The sequence below is a fragment of the Zoogloea sp. genome (assembly GCF_041914405.1).
Classification (GTDB): domain Bacteria; phylum Pseudomonadota; class Gammaproteobacteria; order Burkholderiales; family Rhodocyclaceae; genus Zoogloea.
The window spans coordinates 64,366-83,660 of sequence record NZ_JAYSDK010000024.1 but is presented as its reverse complement, the minus strand read 5'-3'; the positions used below and the strand labels follow the sequence as shown (position 1 = coordinate 83,660).

Annotated in this window: 18 protein-coding genes; 4 read left to right on the top strand and 14 right to left on the bottom strand. The window is 68.4% G+C overall.

Features of this window, described 5'->3' with window-relative positions:
* The 13 genes from ccsA to ACE3RX_RS15035 form a co-directional block, all read right to left on the bottom strand.
* The coding region (ccsA, locus tag ACE3RX_RS15095; RefSeq protein WP_374485406.1) for a cytochrome c biogenesis protein CcsA at window positions 1-753 on the bottom strand (753 nt) is incomplete at its 3' end.
* A 15-nt stretch (window positions 754-768) separates the two neighbouring features.
* Entirely contained in the window at window positions 769-1,209 is a 441-nt protein-coding gene (gene ccmE, locus ACE3RX_RS15090) for a cytochrome c maturation protein CcmE (RefSeq protein WP_374485404.1), read from the bottom strand.
* A gap of 2 nt (window positions 1,210-1,211) precedes the next feature.
* Window positions 1,212-1,394, bottom strand: coding sequence for a heme exporter protein CcmD (gene ccmD, locus ACE3RX_RS15085; RefSeq protein ID WP_374485402.1), 183 nt, complete (start codon window positions 1,392-1,394; stop codon window positions 1,212-1,214).
* Window positions 1,391-2,140: a heme ABC transporter permease CcmC gene (gene ccmC, locus ACE3RX_RS15080; protein WP_374485400.1), complete on the bottom strand. Its 750-nt coding sequence runs from the start codon at window positions 2,138-2,140 to the stop codon at window positions 1,391-1,393. The genes ccmD and ccmC overlap by 4 nt, the downstream gene beginning before the upstream one ends.
* Window positions 2,141-2,170: 30 nt before the next feature.
* A complete protein-coding gene (ccmB, locus tag ACE3RX_RS15075) occupies window positions 2,171-2,836 on the bottom strand; it encodes a heme exporter protein CcmB (RefSeq protein WP_374485398.1) in 666 nt (221 codons plus the stop codon).
* Window positions 2,833-3,447 (bottom strand): cytochrome c biogenesis heme-transporting ATPase CcmA, encoded by a 615-nt coding sequence (ccmA, locus tag ACE3RX_RS15070; protein WP_374485396.1) that lies wholly within the window; start codon window positions 3,445-3,447, stop codon window positions 2,833-2,835. The genes ccmB and ccmA overlap by 4 nt, the downstream gene beginning before the upstream one ends.
* Window positions 3,448-3,560: 113 nt before the next feature.
* Complete coding sequence (locus ACE3RX_RS15065) at window positions 3,561-4,268, bottom strand: hypothetical protein (RefSeq protein ID WP_374485394.1); 708 nt, start codon at window positions 4,266-4,268, stop codon at window positions 3,561-3,563.
* An 84-nt stretch (window positions 4,269-4,352) separates the two neighbouring features.
* Window positions 4,353-5,129, bottom strand: a complete 777-nt coding sequence (locus tag ACE3RX_RS15060) for a trans-aconitate 2-methyltransferase (RefSeq protein ID WP_374485392.1) — start codon at window positions 5,127-5,129, stop codon at window positions 4,353-4,355.
* Window positions 5,130-5,273: 144 nt separating this feature from the next.
* Window positions 5,274-5,669 carry a GNAT family N-acetyltransferase gene (locus tag ACE3RX_RS15055; RefSeq protein WP_374485390.1) on the bottom strand — a complete coding sequence of 132 codons (396 nt, stop codon included), beginning with the start codon at window positions 5,667-5,669 and terminating at the stop codon, window positions 5,274-5,276.
* A gap of 4 nt (window positions 5,670-5,673) precedes the next feature.
* Entirely contained in the window at window positions 5,674-6,183 is a 510-nt protein-coding gene (locus ACE3RX_RS15050; RefSeq protein ID WP_374485388.1) for a GNAT family N-acetyltransferase, read from the bottom strand.
* A gap of 95 nt (window positions 6,184-6,278) precedes the next feature.
* Complete coding sequence (locus ACE3RX_RS15045; RefSeq protein WP_374485385.1) at window positions 6,279-9,854, bottom strand: indolepyruvate ferredoxin oxidoreductase family protein; 3,576 nt, start codon at window positions 9,852-9,854, stop codon at window positions 6,279-6,281.
* Between the two features lie 163 nt (window positions 9,855-10,017).
* On the bottom strand, window positions 10,018-12,051 hold the full coding sequence (locus tag ACE3RX_RS15040) for an SDR family NAD(P)-dependent oxidoreductase (protein ID WP_374485380.1): 2,034 nt from the start codon (window positions 12,049-12,051) through the stop codon (window positions 10,018-10,020).
* A gap of 156 nt (window positions 12,052-12,207) precedes the next feature.
* Entirely contained in the window at window positions 12,208-13,434 is a 1,227-nt protein-coding gene (locus tag ACE3RX_RS15035; protein ID WP_374485376.1) for a methyl-accepting chemotaxis protein, read from the bottom strand.
* 244 nt (window positions 13,435-13,678) lie between these two features.
* Between ACE3RX_RS15035 and ACE3RX_RS15030 the strand changes: the two genes are divergently transcribed.
* From ACE3RX_RS15030 to ubiA, 4 genes are all read left to right on the top strand, one after another.
* On the top strand, window positions 13,679-14,059 hold the full coding sequence (locus tag ACE3RX_RS15030; protein WP_374485372.1) for a RidA family protein: 381 nt from the start codon (window positions 13,679-13,681) through the stop codon (window positions 14,057-14,059).
* A gap of 71 nt (window positions 14,060-14,130) precedes the next feature.
* Entirely contained in the window at window positions 14,131-16,167 is a 2,037-nt protein-coding gene (recG, locus tag ACE3RX_RS15025; RefSeq protein WP_374485408.1) for an ATP-dependent DNA helicase RecG, read from the top strand.
* Window positions 16,168-16,403: 236 nt separating this feature from the next.
* On the top strand, window positions 16,404-16,958 hold the full coding sequence (locus tag ACE3RX_RS15020) for a chorismate lyase (RefSeq protein WP_374485369.1): 555 nt from the start codon (window positions 16,404-16,406) through the stop codon (window positions 16,956-16,958).
* Window positions 16,955-17,836, top strand: coding sequence for a 4-hydroxybenzoate octaprenyltransferase (gene ubiA, locus ACE3RX_RS15015; protein ID WP_374485367.1), 882 nt, complete (start codon window positions 16,955-16,957; stop codon window positions 17,834-17,836). The genes ACE3RX_RS15020 and ubiA overlap by 4 nt, the downstream gene beginning before the upstream one ends.
* On the opposite strand, the gene waaA is transcribed toward ubiA, so the two are convergent.
* Window positions 17,830-19,119 (bottom strand): lipid IV(A) 3-deoxy-D-manno-octulosonic acid transferase, encoded by a 1,290-nt coding sequence (gene waaA / locus ACE3RX_RS15010; RefSeq protein WP_374485363.1) that lies wholly within the window; start codon window positions 19,117-19,119, stop codon window positions 17,830-17,832. The two genes, ubiA and waaA, sit on opposite strands and share 7 nt — an antisense overlap.
* Between the last annotated feature and the right edge of the window lie 176 nt (window positions 19,120-19,295).

Here is a 19,295-nt window from a genome sequence, read left to right as displayed (position 1 = left end):
GGGCATGAAGGAGGCGTTTTCCACCGGGTCCCAGAACCACCAGCCGCCCCAGCCCAGCTCGTAGTAGGCCCAGATCGAGCCGAGGCCGATGCCGAGGGTCAGGAAGATCCATGCGGCGGTGGTCCAGGGGCGCGACCAGCGTGCCCAGGCGGCGTCGAGGCGGCCGGACAGCAACGCGGCGATGGCAAAGGCAAAGGCCACCGAGAAGCCCACGTAGCCCATGTAGAGCATTGGCGGGTGGAAGATCAGGCCCGGGTCCTGCAGCAGCGGGTTGAGGTCGCGCCCGTCGTCGGCGCCTGGCAGCAGGCGCTCGAAGGGGTTGGAGGTGCTCAGGATGAACAGGATGAAGCCAGCGGCGACGAGGCCGAGCACACCTTGTACCCGCGCCACCATGTCGTCCGGCAGGCTGCGCGAGAAGGCCGCCACCGCCAGCGCCCACAGGGACAGCATCTGCACCCACAGCAGCAGGGAGCCTTCATGGCCGCCCCACACGCCGGCGATCCGGTATTGCAGCGGCAGCTTGGAGTTGGAGTGCTGGGCGACGTAGAGCACTGAGAAATCGTTGTTGATGAAGCTCGCGGTGAGGCAGCCGAAGGCCACCGCGATCAGTAGGAACAGCGTCGCCGAGGCTGGCCGCGCCAGCCCGATCCAGGCCGGGATGCCGCGCTGGGCGCCAATCAGCGGCAGGCTGCCCTGCACCAGGGCGACCAGCAGGGCGAGAATGAGGGCGAAAGTGCCGATTTCCGGGATCATGGTGTGCCTCCGGGCTTACTGCTTGATGGTGCGGGCGGCCTCGTGGGCCTGGTCGACGGCGTGCTTGGCTTCCGGCGGCATGTAGTTTTCATCGTGCTTGGCGAGCACCTCGGTTGCGGTGAACTTGCCGTCCGCGCCGATGGAGCCCTGGGCGACGACGCCCTTGCCCTCACTGAACAGGTCCGGAAGGATGCCGGTGTAGGAAACCGGGATCTCCTTGGCCGTGTCGGTGACGACGAAGCGGGCGGTGATGTCGGTGCGCTGCAGGCTGCCTTCCTTCACCAGGCCGCCGATACGGAAGGCCCGGTCCTTGGGGGCCTCGCCGTTGGCCACCTGGGTCGGGGTGAAGAAGAACACCAGGTTGCTCTGGAAGGCGTTGAGGATCAGCGCTGCGGCGATGCCGAGGGCGGCCAGGCCACCGAGGACGATGGCGAAACGTTTGTGTCGTGCTTTCATGGTTAGTCCTGACTCTCTCTGTCGGCCGCCAGTTCCCGGCGCAGCAGTCGGCGGGTGTCGCCGAAGCGCTTTTTGACCAGTAGGGTTTCGATCAGCAGGGCCGCGGCGGTGACGCCAAAACTGCCCCACACGTAGAAGCCGTAGCCTCCCATCGCGAAGAATTCGCTCGCGCTGCCCCAGTTCATCGTTGCATCTCCGGCAGTTCGGCCACCCAGGTGGCGTGACGTTCCCGTTCGAGGATGATGGCGCGCACCCGGTACAGCGCGATGGCGATGCTGTACATCCAGAAGGCCAGCGCCATCAGCAGCATGCCCCACAGCATCGTGGTGGCCATCGTCGGGGCTTTGGTCATCGATACAGAGGCGCCCTGGTGCAGGGTGTTCCACCACTTCACCGAGAAATAGATGATCGGCACGTTGATGACGCCCACCAACGACACGATGGCGCCGGCCTTGTCGGCACGGCGCGGGTCGTCGATGGCGGCGGTGAGGGCGATGTAGCCGAGGTAGAGGAACAGCAGGATCAGCTCGGAGGTCAGGCGCGCGTCCCACACCCACCAGGCGCCCCACATCGGCTTGCCCCACAGGGCGCCGGTCCATAGGGACAGGAAGGCGAACAGCGCGCCGGTGGGGGCCAGCGCCGCGCTCATCATGCCCGACAGGCGGGTGTTGAAGCCGATGCCGATGGCCGACCAGAAGGCCATCACGCAGTAGATGAACATGGACATCCACGAGGCCGGTACGTGGATGAAAATGATCCGGTAGCCCTCGCCCTGCTGGAAGTCGGTGGGCGCGACGAAGAAGCTGATCCACAGGCCGGCGGCGGTAAAAGCGGTGGCCAGTGCGGCGAACCACGGCCACATCTTCCCGGCGAGGGGGTAAAAGCTGGCCGGGGAGGCGAACTTGAACCAGTTGATCAGGGGCTGACTCATGGGCGAATCCGGTTGGGGAAGATTTGAACGTTATTCGAGGGCGATGCGCAGCGCGGCGGTGGCCGCCCACGGGGCGAAGAACACGCCGAGGGCGAGCAGGGCACCGAGCAGGGACAGGTGACCGCCGGCACCCAGGCCGGCCATGTCGGCCTCGACTGCGCCGGCGCCGAAAATCAGCGCCGGAATATACAGGGGCAGCACCAGCAGCGACAGCAGCACGCCGCCGCCGCGCACGCCGAGGGTCAGCGCCGCGCCGATGGCGCCGATCAGGGACAGTAGCGGGGTGCCGAGCAACAGCGAGAGCATCAGGATACCCAGCGCCCGTGACGACAGATCGAACTGCAGGCCCAGCACCGGCGCCAGCAGCACCAGCGGCAGGCCAGAGGTGAGCCAGTGGGCCAGCACCTTGCCGCTGACCAGCAGGGCCAGCGGGGTGGGGGACAGGGTCATCTGTTCCAGCGTGCCGTCCTGATGGTCGGCAGCGAACAGGCGGTTGAGGGACAGCATCGCGGCGAGCAAGGCCGCCACCCACAGCACGCCGGGGGCGATGCGCCTGAGCAGCGCGGTCTCCGGCCCGATGCCGAGGGGGAACAGGCTGACCACGATCATGAAGAAGAACAGCGCGGTGAGCATTTCGCTCTTGCGCCGCATGGCCAGCAGCAGGTCGCGGCGCAGGATGGCGGCGAAGGCGTTCATTTGGTGAGCTCCAGGCGTCCGCCTTGGCCTTTCAGTTGGACCGCCTGGTGGCTGGTGAAGATCAGCATGCCGCCGCGGCCGATGTGTTCGTCGAGGATGCCGCACAACATGTCCACGGCACCCACGTCGAGGGCCACGAAGGGCTCGTCGAGGATCCACAGGCGGGCCTGGCCGCACAGCAATCGAGCCAGCGCCACGCGACGCTTCTGGCCCTGGGATAGCACGCGGCTGGGCAGGTCCTCGCGGCCTTTGAGGCCAATGCGGCGCAACGCCGCGAGGGCCGTTGCCTCGTCAAGGGGGCGGCCGCCCACGGCCGCGGCGGCCTGCAGGTTCTCGAGGGCCGACAGGTCGTCCTTGATGGCCGGGGCGTGGCCCAGGTAGAGCAGGCGGGCGTGGAAGTCGTCGCGCACCTCGGTGACGGGGCGGCCTTCCCATTCGATATGCCCTTCGGCGGCTGGTGACAGGCCGGCCAGGATGCGCAGCAGGCTGGTCTTGCCGGCTCCGTTGGCGCCCTCCACCTGCAGCCATTGGCCGGGCGCAATGGCGAGGTCCACTCCGGAAAACAGGCGGCGGTCACCGCGGACACAGGCGAGGCCGTGGGCGTGAAGCATTGGAAGGGCGAAACCGGGAAATCGAGTCGGCGCATTCTGCCCGACCCCCCGGAGTGGGTAAACCGGTTACATCAAGCAGACGCGCCTGAACCGCAGAGCCGGCGGCTGACGGATCAGTGGCGGGCGGTGCTGGCGTAGCCTTCGGGGACCACGGTGGACGGCGTGGCTGCGGCGTTCTCGCCCGCCTCCTGTCCGGCGGAGGGCGTGCCGTCCGCATCGCCGAGCTCGAGAACCTCGCTCACCTGGCGGGCCAGTGCGCGGCAGGCGTTGCCCAGGTTGGTCGGCAAGCCGTCCGGGACGTTCTTCTGCAGCAGCAGCTTGGACGCCGACAGGCTGATCACCGGGTTCAGGATGCGGTGCTTGTGGGCGCCGAGGATCTGCGCCACGTTGCGGTCGGCGGCGTCGCGCTGCCAGGCATTGGTGGGCCACTGGGACGGCAAGGCGTAGGCGCGCGGGAAGGTCTCCAGGTCGCGCAGCACGGTGCGCAGGTCTTCATGGGAGTCGCGGAATGGCAGCAGCACGATGTCGGCCAGGCCGTCGAGCAGGCGGTCCACATCGGCCCGGTTGCCGCCGCCATCGACCACGCCGACCCAGTGTTCCATCGCCCGCAGCTTGCCGACGACCCGGTTGAGGGCTTCGGGGGTGCGCGCATCGGCAATCGCGTAGCGTCGCCCTTCCGGCGACAGGGGCTCGCGGGACGTGTCGGTCAGCACGCAGGCGGAGCGCTGGCCGAGCAGGCCGAAGCCCTGGCACAGGAGATGGGACAGGGTGGTCTTGCCGGTACCGCCCTTGTTGCCGATGATGCAGATGATCGGGGACATGGTTGAAACCTCTCGCAATGGTGCAAGGCGCAATGGCGCCATTATTCGCGCTTTAACGGGAAAGATGCGGCCGGAATTGAGGGCTCATCGACCGGTATTTCGCATTTTGCCGCTCAGCCCGTGGCCGGCCGGCAGGTAGCAGTACAGCTGTGTGCGCCGCCGGTCGCCCACTTCGACGACCCTTTCGGGTTCGACGCCGGGCACTGGAAAGCTGTTGCTGACCAGCAGGCTGCCGGGACGCATTTCCGCACAGGCCTTCTTCCAGACGGCGGCCATCGGTACGGGGGACAGAAAAGCGTACACCACATCGTAGTCGGTCCACGGGATTTTCCAGAAGTCGCCGCGGGCCAGGCTCACGTTGGGCTGCCGGCGGGACAGCAGGCGCGACAGGGCATAGGGGGCGGGGGCCGACTCCAGCCCCTCGAGGCGGCAATCGGGGCGCAACCGGGCCAGCGGGCGCAGCAGCGCGCCGGTGCCGCTGCCCAGGTCGAGCAGCATCGCCGGTCGGCCTTGGGGCAGCAGTCCGGCCACCGCCTCGGCGGTCAGGCGGTTGGACAGATAAAGCGGTACCTGGGTGCGGAAGCTGCTCCAGTACACCAAAGCGCAGACGACGAAGGCGGCCAGGTACCAGGCCGGGGTGATGCCCAGACTGAGGGCGCCGATTACCAGCGGTGCGAAGCCCAGGTGTATCCAGCGCCACCAGGACGCGCTGCGCAGCAGGCTCGCCGTGCCGGCGGCCGCCACAGCCTGCATGGCCACCACAGGCATGAGACCGGCCGGTAACAGGCCAGCCCGGGCGCTGCCGTAGGCAACGGCTGTTCCGGCAAGTTGGGCAAGAAGGGCTTTCAGGAACGGAGGCATGGCAGGCGCGGGGCGGCGGGCGCAACAGGCCGGAGTTTAGCCGACGGAAGGTCCGCCAGCCCGTGGCGGGTGTCGCACGTGATGGTCGGAAGTGGTTGCGGACGAATCTGTGGGGGCGAATTCATTCGCCCCCACAGGCGGCCGTTAGCACTGGCGGCGCAGGACGAAGCCGTTGTCCAGCTTTTCGAAGCCGAGTTTCGGGTAGTAAGCCATTGCGCCGGGGGCGGACAGCAACACGATGGAGACCTCGTCGCCTACGGCGGCCTGCACGCGGGCTACAAGCTCGCGGCCGATGCCCTGGTGCTGGAAGGTCTGGTCCACTGCCAGGTCGGACAGGTAGCAGCAGTAGCTGAAGTCGGTCAGCGCCCGGCACACGCCGACCAGTTGTTCGCCCGACCAGGCCGAGACCACCAGGTTGGCGTTGGCGAACATGCGGGCGATGCGCGACAGGTCGCCGGTCGGCCGCTTGATGCCGGAGGCGTCGAAGAGGCGGGCGATGTCTGCGGCGGCGAGGGGGGTGTGCAGGCGGTAGTCGATCATCGGCTCACGGGATGAGTGAATACACGGAGGCTGCGACCGGTCCGTCGGCCAGTTGCAGGCGGTTGCGGGCGATCCCCTCGAAATGGGCGCCGACCTTGCGAGCGACGGCTTCACTGCCTGTGTTGCCTTCGGCAATGACGATCTCGATACGGGTTTGACCCAGCTCGCGGAAGCCAAATTCGGCCAGGCGCCGCACCGTCGTCGGGGCGATGCCCTGGCGCTGGCGGGATTCGCGTACCCAGTAACCGAGGTTGCAGAAGTTGTGCAGGCGGTTGAACTGGTTGAGGCCGGCTAGCCCGAAGAGTTCACTCCCGTCCGCGCTGAAGATCCCGAACTCGAAGGCGCTGCCGTCGGTGCGGGCCTGGGTACAGTGCGCTATCCATTCCGCCGCGCGAGCCGGGGAGTAGTCCGCGGTACACCAGGGCATCCAGCGCCCGACGGTGGCGAGGGATTCAAGGGCCGCGGCCGATAGTGCATCGGCATCGGTGGGCAGCAGGGGGCGCAGGGTCAGCATGGGCAACGAGGGCTTGCGGAGAGGAACACGCCGACAGCATACCGCGGCTGCTCCCCTCCGTCCGGGATGGTTCTTGATGGCCGCTGGATTGAGATTCAGGCCGCCCGCGAACCGCTGCCGGCCGTGCCCTCCCATTGCTTCCATAGCCCTTGGCGGTGCTTTTCCGCCCAGCCGATCGAGGCCGTCTTGATGTGGCCGTAGCCGCGCACGTGGTCGGGCCATTCGGCGATCTGTGCGGCCAGGGCCAGCTTTTCGGCGGCCAGGCCGTCGAGCAGGCGCGCCACGTCCTGCTCGTACTCCACGATCAGTGCCCGCTCGGCTTTGCGGTCCGGGTGGTAGCCGAATACGTCGAAGGGCGTGCCGCGCAGGCGGCGCAGCTTGGCCAGCCACTTGAAGCCGGTCCGCATCCATGGCCCGAAGATGCGCTTGGCGATGCGGCCGGAGGCCGGGTCGGGGCGGGCCAGGAAGGTCGGGGCGAGGTGGAAGCGCACCGCGTAGTCGCCGTCGAAGGCTGCGCCGATGGCGTCCCAGAAGGCCGGATCGCCGTACAAACGGGCCACTTCGTACTCATCCTTGTAGGCCAGCAGTTTGAAATAGTTGTCGGTCACTGCGCGGGCCAGCCGTTCACCGCCCAGCGGACCTTCGGCGGCGCGCACGCGGGCCAGCAGCTCGGTGTAGCGGCGCGCGTAGGCGGCGTCCTGGTAATCGGTGAGGATCGCCGCCCGGCGGGCGATGCGCTCGTCCAGCGTTTCCGGGCGGATCGGAATGACCGGCGCCGGGACCACCTCGCGTTGCACGGCGGCCAGGTCCACCGCGGCGCGGCGGCCCCACAGCAGGGCCCGACGGTTCATCGCCACGGCGGCGCCGTTGAGCTCGATGGCCTTGTCGAGGCTGGCCTCGCTGACCGGCACCCAGCCTTTCTGCCAGGCGTAGCCAAGCAGGAACAGGTTGGTGGCGATGGCGTCGCCGAGCAGGCGGATGGCCAGTTGCTGGGCATCGAGGAAGTCGCAGCCGTCGTGCCCGACGGCCTCGGCGATGGCGGCTTCCATCTTGTCGAGGGGGAACTGCCAGTTGGGGTTGCGGGTGAATTCGGAGGTCGGCGTCTCGGTGCAATTCACCACGCCGCGGGTGCGCCCGACGGCCATCTTGGACAGGGCGTCCACGCTGGCGGTGACCACCAGGTCGCCGCCGATCACCGCGTTGGCCTCGCCGGCGGCGATGCGCACCGCGTGCAGGTCCTCTGGCCGGTCGGCGATGCGCACGTGGCTGAACACCGAGCCGCCCTTCTGGGCAAGGCCGGTCATGTCGAGCACGGTGACGCCCTTGCCGTCCAGGTGGGCGGCCATGCCGATCAGTGCACCGATGGTAACCACGCCGGTGCCGCCGACGCCGGTGACCAGGATGCCCCATGGCTCGCGGGTGGCCGGCAGCGTCGGGGCCGGCAGTGCGCCGAAGCGGCTGTCGTCGGTCTGCATGGCCTTGCCCTTGCGCAGCTGGCCGCCTTCGACGGTGACGAAGCTCGGGCAGAAGCCGCTCATGCACGAGTAGTCCTTGTTGCAGGCCGACTGGTCGATCTGGCGCTTGCGGCCGAAGTCGGTCTCTACCGGCAGGATCGCCATGCAGTTGGACTCGCGCCCGCAGTCGCCACAGCCTTCGCACACCGCCTCGTTGATGAAGACGCGGGTCTGCGGGTCGGGGTAGCGGCCGCGCTTCCGGCGCCGGCGCTTCTCGGCGGCGCAGGTCTGATCGAAGACCAGGGCCGACACGCCGGCCACCGTGCGCAGTTCGCGCTGGATCACCTCCAGTTCGTCCCGGTGGCGGATCGGCACGCCGTGGGGGATGTCCGCCACGTGCCACGGCCGCTCGGTGCCGTCGGTGACGAGGACGATGGTGCTCACCCCTTCGGCCTGCAGCTGGCGGATCAGCTTGGGGACGCTGAGCACGCCGTCCACCGGCTGGCCGCCGGTCATCGCCACTGCGTCGTTGTAAAGGATCTTGTAGGTGATCCCGCTGGTGACGCCCGGTTTGTTGAAGGCCGCCACCGACTGGCGGATTGCCAGCAGGCCGGAGTGGAAGTAGGTGCCGTCGCCGAGGTTGGCGAAGATGTGCGGTTCGTCGGTAAACGGCGCCTGGCCGACCCACGGCACGCCTTCACCGCCCATGTGCGTGAAGGTGGTGGTCTTGCGATCCGGCATGAAGGTGGCCATGTAGTGGCAGCCGATGCCGGCCATCGCGCGGCTGCCGTCTGGTACCACCGTGGACGTGTTGTGTGGGCAGCCGGGGCAGAAGGTCGGTACTCGGTCGATCGCGAAGACCCGCTGGGCCAGCGTTGCCTCCTTGGCTTGGAGGAAGGCGAGGCGGGCGCGGATGCGCTCGGACGTGAAGAAGCGTTCGATGCGGCTGGCGATCACCTGGGCGATCATTGCCGGCGTCAGTTCGCCGGCCGCCGGCAGCAGCCATTTGCCGTGATCGACGGTGGCGCGGCCGTCCGCGCCGAGGGTGGTGAGGATCGCCCATTCGCCCTTCTCGTCGAACTTGCCGATCACCCGTGGGCGTACGTCCTCGCGCCAGTTGTAGAGCTCTTCCTTGAGCTGGTATTCGATTAGCTGGCGCTTCTCCTCGACGACCAGGATCTCTTCCAGTCCTTCGGCGAAGTGGCGGACGCCCTCGGCCTCCAGCGGCCACACCATGCCGACCTTGTAGAGGCGGATGCCGATCTGGGCGGCGAGGGCCTCGTCGATGCCCAGGTCGTCGAAGGCCTGGCGCACGTCCAGGTAGCTCTTGCCGGCGGTGATGATGCCCAGCCGCGGCTGCGGTGAATCGATGACCACCCGGTTGAGCCCGTTGGCGCGGCAGTAGGCCAGCGCCGCGTACAGTTTGGCGTGGAGCAGGCGTTTTTCCTGCACCAGCGGCGGGTCCGGCCAGCGGATGTTGAGGCCGTCCGGCGGCAGCGCGAAGTCGGAGGGTTCCCGCGTGACGACGCGCAGCGGATCCACGTCCACCGAGGCAGAGGTTTCCACTGTGTCGGCCAGTGCCTTGAAGGCCACCCAGCAGCCCGAATAGCGGGACATGGCCCAGCCGTGCACGCCGAAGTCGAGATATTCCTGCACGCCGGCCGGGGCCAGCACCGGCATCATCATCGACTTGAAGAAGTGGTCGGTCTGGTGCGGCAGCGTGGACGACTTGGCGGCGTGGTCGTCGCCGGCGATCACCAGCACGCCGCCGTACTTTGAACTGCCGGCGGCGTTGGCATGGCGGAACACGTCGCCACAGCGGTCCACCCCCGGTCCCTTGCCGTACCACATGCTGAATACGCCCTGCACGCGGGCCTTCGGCGACAGGGACACCTGCTGGGTTCCCCACACGGCGGTGGCGGCCAGGTCTTCATTGACGCCGGGCTGGAAAACGATGTCGTGGTCGGCGAGGTGGTCCTTGGCCTTCCACAGGGTCAGGTCGAGGCCCCCGAGCGGCGAGCCCCGGTAGCCGGACACGAAGCCGGCGGTGTGGAGGCCGGCGGCCCGGTCGCGGTCGCGCTGGATCATCAGCAGGCGCACCAGCGCCTGGTAGCCGCTGAGATAGACCCGCCCGGACGCGGCGGTGTATTTGTCGTCCAGCTGCGCGGAGGCGGAGCCGGCGGGGGGGAGCACGCGGACGGGATCTTGCTCGGCCATGGTGGTTTCCTCGCAAAAATCATGTTTTTGATCCGCTCGCGGCGCGGGCCTTGTGGGCCTCGCCGCCGAGGTGCTGCAGGCAGGCTCGGCGCGTGATCGTTGCGCGGCCCGACGGTTTGAGTCTCTACGCCGGAGCGGGTTCCGGCTGCCGTGTTGCCAGACGTCAGAATTTCTCCATCCAGGGGCGGAGATCCAGTTCCTGCGTCCAGGTGCTCGGATGCTGGCGATGCAGGGCCAGGTAGTTGTCGGCGATCTGTTCGGGAAACAGGCCGAGCATGCGTTCCTGCATGAAGGCGGGGGCGTTCTTCTTGAGGATGCCGCCGTCGAGGATGACGTGGGCCACGTGGATGCCCTTGGGCCCCAGTTCCCGCGCCATGCATTGGGTCAGCGCGCGCTGCCCCCACTTGCCGACCGCCATGTTGGCGTAGCCCTCGCGACCCCGGGTGGCGGCCGTGGAGCCGGTGAAGATCAGGGTGCCGCTGGCGCGCGTGAGCATGGCCTTGGCGACCTCGCGGCCGACCAGGAAGGCGCCCAGGCAGTTGACCCGCCAGCATTCGAGGAAGGCCGCTGTCTCGATATCCACCACATGGCCGGGGCCGAAGTGTTCCACGTTATAGACGGCCAGCCGCGGCACGCCCAGTTCGCCGCACACCTGGCCGACCATCCGGCTCACCGCGCCGTCGTCCGTCACGTCGCAGGCATAGGCACGGGCGGCAACGCCGAGGGCGTGGAGTTCGGCAACCAAACTGTCGAGTCGCCGGCCGTCCCGGGCGACGACGGCCACGTCCATGCCGGCCAGGGCGAAACGGCGGGCCAGGGCGCTGCCCAGTCCGGGGCCGGCACCGACGATGAGGGCGACGCCGCTTTCTTCGCGTGCGTTCTGCAGGCTGGGGCTCACGGGGGCGGACTCCTGGTCATGGGGGCGCGGCTGCGCCGGGCGGGGCGGGTGAACCGGGTGGCTTCTTTCCAGGTGCCAGCGGACGGCCAGCCCGCCGATGCGCCACACGTGCCCTGCCTTGCCCCGCTGCCACAGACGGTGGGCCAGCGTGCGCGGGGCCTGCAGTGCGGCCACCCAGCCATGGGGGCGCAGCTGGATCGCCTGCTGGTGGCAGGCGTCGGCACAGACCAGGCAGTCGGCGCAACGCGTGTAGTCGATCTGCAGTCGGCCGCCATTGTCCCGGTTGATGGCCTGCAGCGGGCAGGCCTGCTCGCAGGTGGTGCAGTTAGTGCAGCGCGCCCGGTCAATTTGGGGGCGAGGGCGCAGGCGGGTCTTGCTGAGAATCCGCAGGGTGCGCGCCAGCCGGGGCTCGGGGGGCTCGGGCGAGACGGTTGGCGAGGGTGGGGTCAGTACCGGCAAGTCCTGCCAGTCCAGCCCGCGCAGCGTGATGGCTTCCCGCTCCCAGGCGCCGACGCCCAGGCGGGCGCCCCATCTCAGGCTTGGAATCGTGCCGGGTTCCCAGCCGAGGGCCTGCAGGCAGGCGCTGTCGAGGGCTACCGGATCGGTGGAGGCGCCCAGCAGGCCGACTCGCCACAGCGCCTGCTTAAAGCCCGGGCAGACGCTGGTCATGTCCGCCAACGAGATCCGTGGCCGGGCCAGGCGGCATACATCGGCGACTGCCCCGGCGAGCTCAGCGGCGTCGGGCAGCAAGGCGGACAGCTGTGTGTTGCCGGCCCCGATGATCGTGTTGAACATGTTCTTCAGCGCGCCGCTCCACATCAGCGAGGGGTGGGGCTGGGCATTGACGAGACTGATCACGCTGTCGGCGTCGAGGACGGCCCGGCTCAGTAGATAGCTGGCGGGTTGGGGGATGGCGCTCGGTAGCACCCGGCCGCCCGACATGGCGAAGCTCACCAGCTCCGCGCCGAAGCGTTCGGCGAGAAGGTGCAACCACAGGGCTTCATGGTGCAACTGGGGGTGGCCCGGGCGGCGCGACCCTTCGTCGCCGAGCTGCGGGCGGCCGCCGCAGTCGCACACCAGCCCCAGCACGGCTTCGACTACGGCGGGGTGGGAGACCATCCGGGTCTCGGGCTGACGGACGCTGCCGTGCCGCAGATAGGGTTTGACGAGGACCCGGTCGCCCGGCCGGATCAATTGCCGCAGCGGCTGGCGGATCAGCGCGAGGGCTTGTTCGATCGACTGGCGTAGCGCATCGGGCGCGTAGCTTTCATTCCTGACCAGGGACACCAAGGATGACATACGGCCCTCCCGGAGTTTGTGGAGCAAGCCTGTCGCCCGGCGCGCGTCAGGTTATTGCAAGTCTATTACTCCGATCCGGGGGCGAGAAACCGCTTATTCAGTGCCCTGCAGGTCGGATCGGTGAATGTTTGTGTCCCTCAGGGGCTGGCGGCAGGTTCAAAAAAGGTCGACGTCGCCAGCGCTGACCGCGGTCTGGCGGACGGCTTCGAAGCGGATTTCCTGCGCGGAGCGGGTGGAGTCCTCGAGCAGCACGCCGAGGGTCGCATTGCGGCGCTGGATGCGGGCGACCCCGTCCCGCTCCTCCACGTCCCGGTGGGCGTCGAAGAAGCCGTGGGCGTAGCGGCTCATGAAGTCGGTGTGCTGGCGCAGCTTGTCGAGCACCTGACTGACGATGTCCTCGAACTGCATGGACAGCACGCCCTGCATGACCAGCCGGTGGATTGCCTCGGAGACCTCGTTGATGCGGTGCGACTGCTCGGCGGCGCGGGTGGTGAGGTCGCGCATTTCCACGCCGAGAGCCGCCACCTTGGCCTCGGAGCTGGCCGCGTGGCTTATGTCGGTGGAGGCCGTGACGTCCACCACGGCACCGACGGCGTCGATGGCGGCGTGGATTTCCTGCAGCAGGCCCCCGATCTGGGCGCTGAAGTTCTCCGTGCGTTGGGCCAGCTTGCGTACCTCGTCGGCCACCACCGCGAAGCCACGTCCGGTCTCGCCGGCGCGGGCGGCCTCGATGGCGGCATTGAGGGCCAGCAGCTCGGTCTGGTTGTTGATCTGGTTCACTTCGGTCATCAGTTGGGTGACCGCGTCCACCTTGGCGCGCATGTCGGCAAAGCGGCAGGCGATGTCGCTGCCGCTGGCCTGCAGCTGCTGGACGGTTGCGACGAAGTTGCCGATGGCGGCCTGGGTTTCGGTGGTGAAGCGTTCGATGCCGCCGTTGTGGGTCGCTTCGTCCTGGGTGGCGGCGAGTGCCACCAGTTCGTCGGCCAGGTTGCGCAGGGAGTCCTGGTGTTTGCTGCCGTCGCCGGTGAGGCTGCGGTGCAGGTCGCCTACCGCGCTGCCAAACACCTCCTGCATCTGCACCAGGGATTCCCGCAGGCGCAGGTACTGGGTTTCGCTGTTGCCGGCGATGCGCGCGCACAGCGCGTCGTATTCGCGCACGCTGTCGTCGATCAGTTTGTTCTGCGCCAGCTTTTGGGTGCGGGCACGCGCACGGGCACCGTGGCTGATGATGGCGGCGGCGATCAGCGCAAGGATGGTGCCGCTGCCGAGCGCGTAGTTGAGCGTCGACGGGCCGCTGAGGGAGACCGAGGCCATGCTGGCGATGGACAGGGCAATACCCGAGAAGGTGGCGATGTCGTCGGCGCGGATGCTGGAGGAGGCCATGGGGTGCTGAGCGGGTGACGGGTGGGGGAACGACCCGGAAGTAGGTCACTTTACGGAGTGCTGTGACCTACGTCATAGATCTGGCTCAAATTCTTACCTGTTGTTGCACCCGGGATTGTTATAGCTCGTGTCTTGCCCGCATCGAAGTGGGTGACGCTGCCATGGCGTGCGCTGCGCCACGGCAGGGTAAACTCCGCGTTTCGCGACTTTCGCCGGTTCGCCGGCCCTCTTCCGGAGCACGCCCATGTCCAAGCAGATCATCGCCACTCCCAACGCCCCCGCCGCCATCGGCACCTATTCCCAGGCCGTGAAGGCCGGCAATACCGTCTACATGTCCGGCCAGATCGGCCTCGATCCGGCCACGATGCTGCTGGTGGACGGCTTTGAAGCCCAGACCGTGCGTGTTTTCGAGAACCTCAAGGCGGTGGCCGAGGCGGCCGGTGGTTCCCTCGCCGACGCGGTCAAGCTGAACATCTACCTGACCGACCTGGCCAACTTCGCCAAGGTGAATGAAGTCATGTCCCGTTACTTTGCCGAGCCCTATCCGGCCCGCGCAGCCGTCGGCGTGAAGGAGCTGCCCCGTGGCGCGGTCGTCGAGGCCGACGCGGTGCTGGTGCTCGGCTGAGCTTGAGTTTGCCCGTGGAGTCCGCCGCCGCTACACCACCGCCTTCTGCCGCTCCGGCGAAGAAGCCGGCGGTGCGCGGCTGGCCGGGCGTCGGGCCGCAACTGGCCGAGCGGCTGGCGAAGATCGACATCTTCTCGCCGGCCGACCTGATCTTCCACCTGCCGCTGCGCTACGAGGACGAAACCCGCCTGACCATGTTGGCCGATGCGCGCGCCGGCGTGCCGGTGCAGTGCGAGGTGGAGGTGCGCTCCTGCGAGGTCACGCCGCCGCCGCGCCGCCAGCTGGTGGCGCACGCCACTGACGCCAGCGGGGAGGTGATGCTGCGTTTCGTGCATTTCTACCCGAGCCAGCAGAAACAGCTGGCGGTCGGTGCCCGCCTGCGCATCTTCGGAGAGCTGCGCGATGGCTTTTTCGGCGCCGAGATGATCCACCCGCGCATCAAGCCGGTGGCTGCCGGCGAGCCGTTGCCGGAAAGCCTGACGCCGGTCTATCCGACCACCGCCGGGCTGGCCCAGTCGGCACTGCGCAAACTGGTGGCCGGGGCGCTGCGCCACAACGGCATCCGCGACGAGATGCCGGACGAACTGCGCCGCCGCCTCAATCTGCCGTCACTGCCCGACGCGTTGCGCCTGCTGCACGCGCCGCCGCCGTCGGTGTCGATCCTCGACATCGAGGACCGCGGTCACCCGGCCTGGCAGCGCGTCAAGCTGGACGAGCTGCTGGCCCAGCAGATCTCCCTGCGCCGCGCCTACGCCGCGCGGCGCGCCAAGAATGCCCCGAGCCTGCCACTGCTCGATACGCTGACCCGCGACCTGCTGGGTCAGCTGCCCTTCGCGCTGACCGGCGCCCAGGCCCGCGCCTTCGCCGAGATCGCCCGCGACCTGGCTTCCGACCACCCGATGCAGCGCCTGCTGCAGGGCGACGTGGGCTCCGGCAAGACCTGCGTGGCCGCACTGGCCATGCTGCAGGCCGCCGAGAACGGCCGCCAGGCGGTGCTGATGGCGCCCACCGAGATCCTCGCCGAGCAGCACTACCGCAAGCTCGCCGCCTGGCTGGCGCCGCTGGGCATCGAGGTGGCGTGGTTGTCCGGCAGTCGCAAGAAGAAGGAGCGCGAGGCGACGATGGCCCGCCTCGCCAGCGGCGAGATCCTGCTCGCCGTCGGCACCCATGCGCTGATCGAAGATCCGGTAGCGCTGCCGCTACTGGCGTTGGCGGTGGTGGACGAGCAGCACCGCTTCGGCGTGCGCCAGCGCCTGGCCCTGCGCGAGAAGGGCCAGGCCGGCGAGTCGCCGCACATGCTGATGATGTCGGCAACGCCGATCCCGCGCACGCTCGCGATGAGCTACTACGCTGACCTCGACGTGTCGGTGCTGGACGAGTTGCCGCCTGGCCGCACGCCGATCATCACCAAACTGATCAAGGACGAGCGCCGCGACGAGGTGATCGCGCGGGTCCGCCAGGCCTGCGTGGCCGGGCGCCAGGCCTACTGGGTGTGCCCGCTGATCGAGGAGTCCGAGGCGCTGCAGCTGAAGACTGCCCAGGAAACCTACGAAATGCTGTCGGAGGCGCTGCCCGACCTGCCGGTGGGGCTGGTGCATGGACGGCTGAAGAACGACGAGAAATCCGCGACGATGGCCGCCTTCGTCGCAGGCGACATCAAGGTGCTGGTGGCGACGACGGTCATCGAGGTCGGCGTCGATGTGCCCAACGCCAGCCTGATGGTCATCGAGCACGCCGAGCGCTTCGGCCTCGCCCAGTTGCACCAGCTGCGCGGGCGGGTCGGCCGCGGCGTGCATGAATCGGTGTGCATCCTGATGTTCGCCCAGCCCTTGTCGCAGACTGGCCGCGAGCGCCTGAAGGCGATCTACGAGAACACCGACGGCTTTGTGATCGCCCGCGAGGACCTGCGCATCCGCGGCCCCGGCGAGTTCATCGGCGCCCGCCAGAGCGGTGTGCCCTTGCTGCGCTACGCCGACCTGGAAGAGGACGCGGTGCTGGTGGACATCGCCCGCGAGCTGGCCGAGGAGATCCTGCGCGACGCCCCGCGCGTCGCCGACGCTGTCACCGCCCGCTGGTTCGGCGGCCGGGCCGCGCTGCTGAAGGCGTGAGTCCAGGTCCAGGCCCGATCCCTTGGGGGCCTCCATGGGATGGCTCTGAGGGATCTTTGTGGGATATCTGTGGGGGCGAATTCATTCGCCCGCGGTGGTCAATCCACCAGCAGAGGGCGAATGAATTCGCCCCCACAGGTTGCCCCAGCGCCAGGCCGTTGGGGTGAATGGCAATAGCCCCCGCATGGCTCGCCCACTACAATACGGCCCGCTTCCCTTCGCATCCCCGAGTTCCGATGACCCTCGCCCATTTTCCGGGCCGTGACCCTTTTCGCATGGCGGCATGGCGTGCGCCGCGCGGCATGCGCGGCTGGCTGACCGACGACAGTTCGTTGACGGCCCGCATCCGTGCCCGCTGCGGGCGGTTTTCCCTCAAGGTGGTGAGCCAGGGCAAGGGCGTCGTGCTGCCCGACGAGATGGCTGCGCTGGGCGTGCATCGCCACGGCGACCTGTGGCAGCGAGAGGTTTTGCTGCTTGCCGATGGGGAGCCGGTGGTGTTCGCGCGGTCGCTGGTCGCCGGTACGTCGATTCCGGCCGCCTGGCACCTGTTGCGCCAGCTGGGCGGGCGGCCGTTGGCGGCGGTGCTGTTCGACGATCCGCGGGTGCGCCGTTCGCCGCTGGAGGCGGCCCGACTGGATGCCCGCGATCCGCGCTGGCACGATGCGCGGCGTGCCACCGGCCGGCCAGCGTTGCCGCCCTTGTGGGCACGCCGTTCCGTCTTTCACCGCAGCGGCTCTCCGCTGTTGATCACTGAAGTCTTTTTGCCCGCGATCGGGAGCCTGGCACCATGATGAGTCTGACCTTTTCCGAACGAGTCTCCGAATACGGCAAGCTGATGCGCATCGACAAGCCCATCGGCACTTTGTTGCTGCTGTGGCCGACGCTGTGGGCCCTGTGGGTGGCCGGCGAGGGGCAGCCGTCGCCGCTGGTGGTGGCGATCTTCACGATCGGCACCTTCCTGATGCGCTCCGCCGGCTGCGTGATCAACGACTATGCCGACAAGGACTTCGACGGCCATGTGGAGCGCACCCGTAATCGTCCCCTTGCGGCACGGCGGGTGACGCCGAAGGAGGCCCTGCTGCTGGCCGCCGGCCTGGCGCTGGTGTCCCTGCTGCTGATCCTGCCACTCAACGGACTGACCATCGCGCTCAGCGTGCCAGCGGTGTTCCTCGCCGGCAGTTACCCCTACACCAAGCGTTTCCTGGCGATCCCGCAGGCTTATCTGGGGATCGCCTTCGGTTTCGGCATTCCGATGGGCTTTGCCGCATTGCAGGGCGAGGTGCCGGCGGTGGCCTGGGTGATGCTGGTGGCCAACGTGTTCTGGGCGGTGGCCTACGACACCGAGTACGCAATGGTTGATCGTCCGGACGACCTCAAGATCGGCATCAAGACCTCGGCGATTACCTTTGGCCGCTACGACGTGGCGGCCGTGATGACTTGCTACGCGGTGACGCTGGCACTGATCGGCTGGTCTGGCCTGCACACCGGCCGCGGCGTGGTGTTCCTGGCCGGGCTGGCGGTGGCGGCAGGGATCATGGTTTATCACTACACGCTGATCCGTGAGCGCGACCGGCCCAAGTGCTTCAAGGCCTTCCTGCACAACAATTGGGTTGGCGGGGCAATCTTCGCCGGCTGGGCGTTGGACTACCTGTTGGCGTCCGTTCAGTAAGCCTCAGTGGCGCGCTGGCGTGCCGCGATGAGGGGCGCCAGCAGTTCCACCGTGCGCGCGGTGGCACCCCGGTGGGCGCGGGCAAAGGCGCGCCCGGCTTCGCCGATGGCCTGACGGCGCGGCGCGTCGTCCAGGAGTTCAACGGCATCCCGTAGTCCGGCTTCGATGTCGGTGGCGCGCAGCGCGGCGCCGGCCTCGATGGCCTGTTCGCAGACTGCCGTGAAGTTGAAGGTGTGCGGGCCGACGATCACCGGGCAGCCGACCGCGCTGGCCTCGATGGGGTTCTGCCCGCCGAGCTTTTCCCACGAACCGCCGATCAGCGCCACGTCGGCGGCGGCGTAATACGCATACATCTCGCCCATCGAGTCGCCGAGCCACACGCGGGTGTCGGCGGCCAGCGGCCGGTCTTCCGAGCGGCGCTGCATCGTGAGGCCGCTGCGTTTGATCAGGCGGGCGACCTCGTCGAAGCGCTGGGGATGGCGCGGCACGATCACCAGCAGCACGTCCGGTGGCGCCAGCTGCGCGAAGGCTTCCAGCTGCGGTCCCTCTTCGCCGTCGCGGGTACTGGCGGCGAGCAGGACGCGGCGCTGGCCGAAGCCGTTGCGGAAGCGCTGGCCCAGTTCCAGCAGGGCCGCCGGGGCCTCGATGTCGAACTTGATGTTGCCGGTGACCGCCGCGGTGGCGGCGCCGAGCTCGGCCAGCCGGCGGCGGTCGCCCTCGCTCTGGGCGCCCACCTTGGTGAGGTGTGCAAACGCGTCGCTGGCCAGCCGGCCGATGCGCCGGTAGCCGCGCGCGGAGCGTTCAGACAAGCGGGCGTTGACCATCGCCAGCGGCGTGCCGCTGCGCCGGCAGGCCTCCACCAAGTTGGGCCACAGCTCGGTTTCCATCAGGATGCCGACGTCCGGGTGGTAGCGGCGCAGGAAGCGCCGCACTGCCCACGGGAAATCGTAGGGGAGATAGACGCTCTGCACCCGCGGCGCGAGCTCGCCGAACAGCTCTGCGGCGGTGGCACGGCCGGTGGGGGTCATGTGGGTCAGCAGCACGCCGTGTTCCGGGTGGGCGTCAAGCAGTGCGCGCAGCAGCGGCGCACAGGCACGGGTCTCGCCGACCGATACCGCGTGGAGCCAGATCAGCGGGCCGGCAGTGCGGGTACGGTAGCGGCCGATGCGTTCGCCCAGGTGGCGCAGGTACTCGGGCTGACGGCGCGCACGCCAGGCCAGGCGCAGCAGGATCAGCGGTGCAGCCAGGTACCAGACGGCGGTATAGAGAAGGCGAGGAATCAAGGGACGCGAGGGTCGTGCGGAGGCGGCAGTATAAAGTCGTAGCGGAACGCACGGATAGGGTAGGACGCCGATTTACCCTGCCATGTGGCCGTGCGAAAATGCCGGCCTATTGGCCGATTTATTCGTGCGTCCTTTTTTCTGGCGGCGCCGGCCGGCCCCGATTTCAACTACCCAGG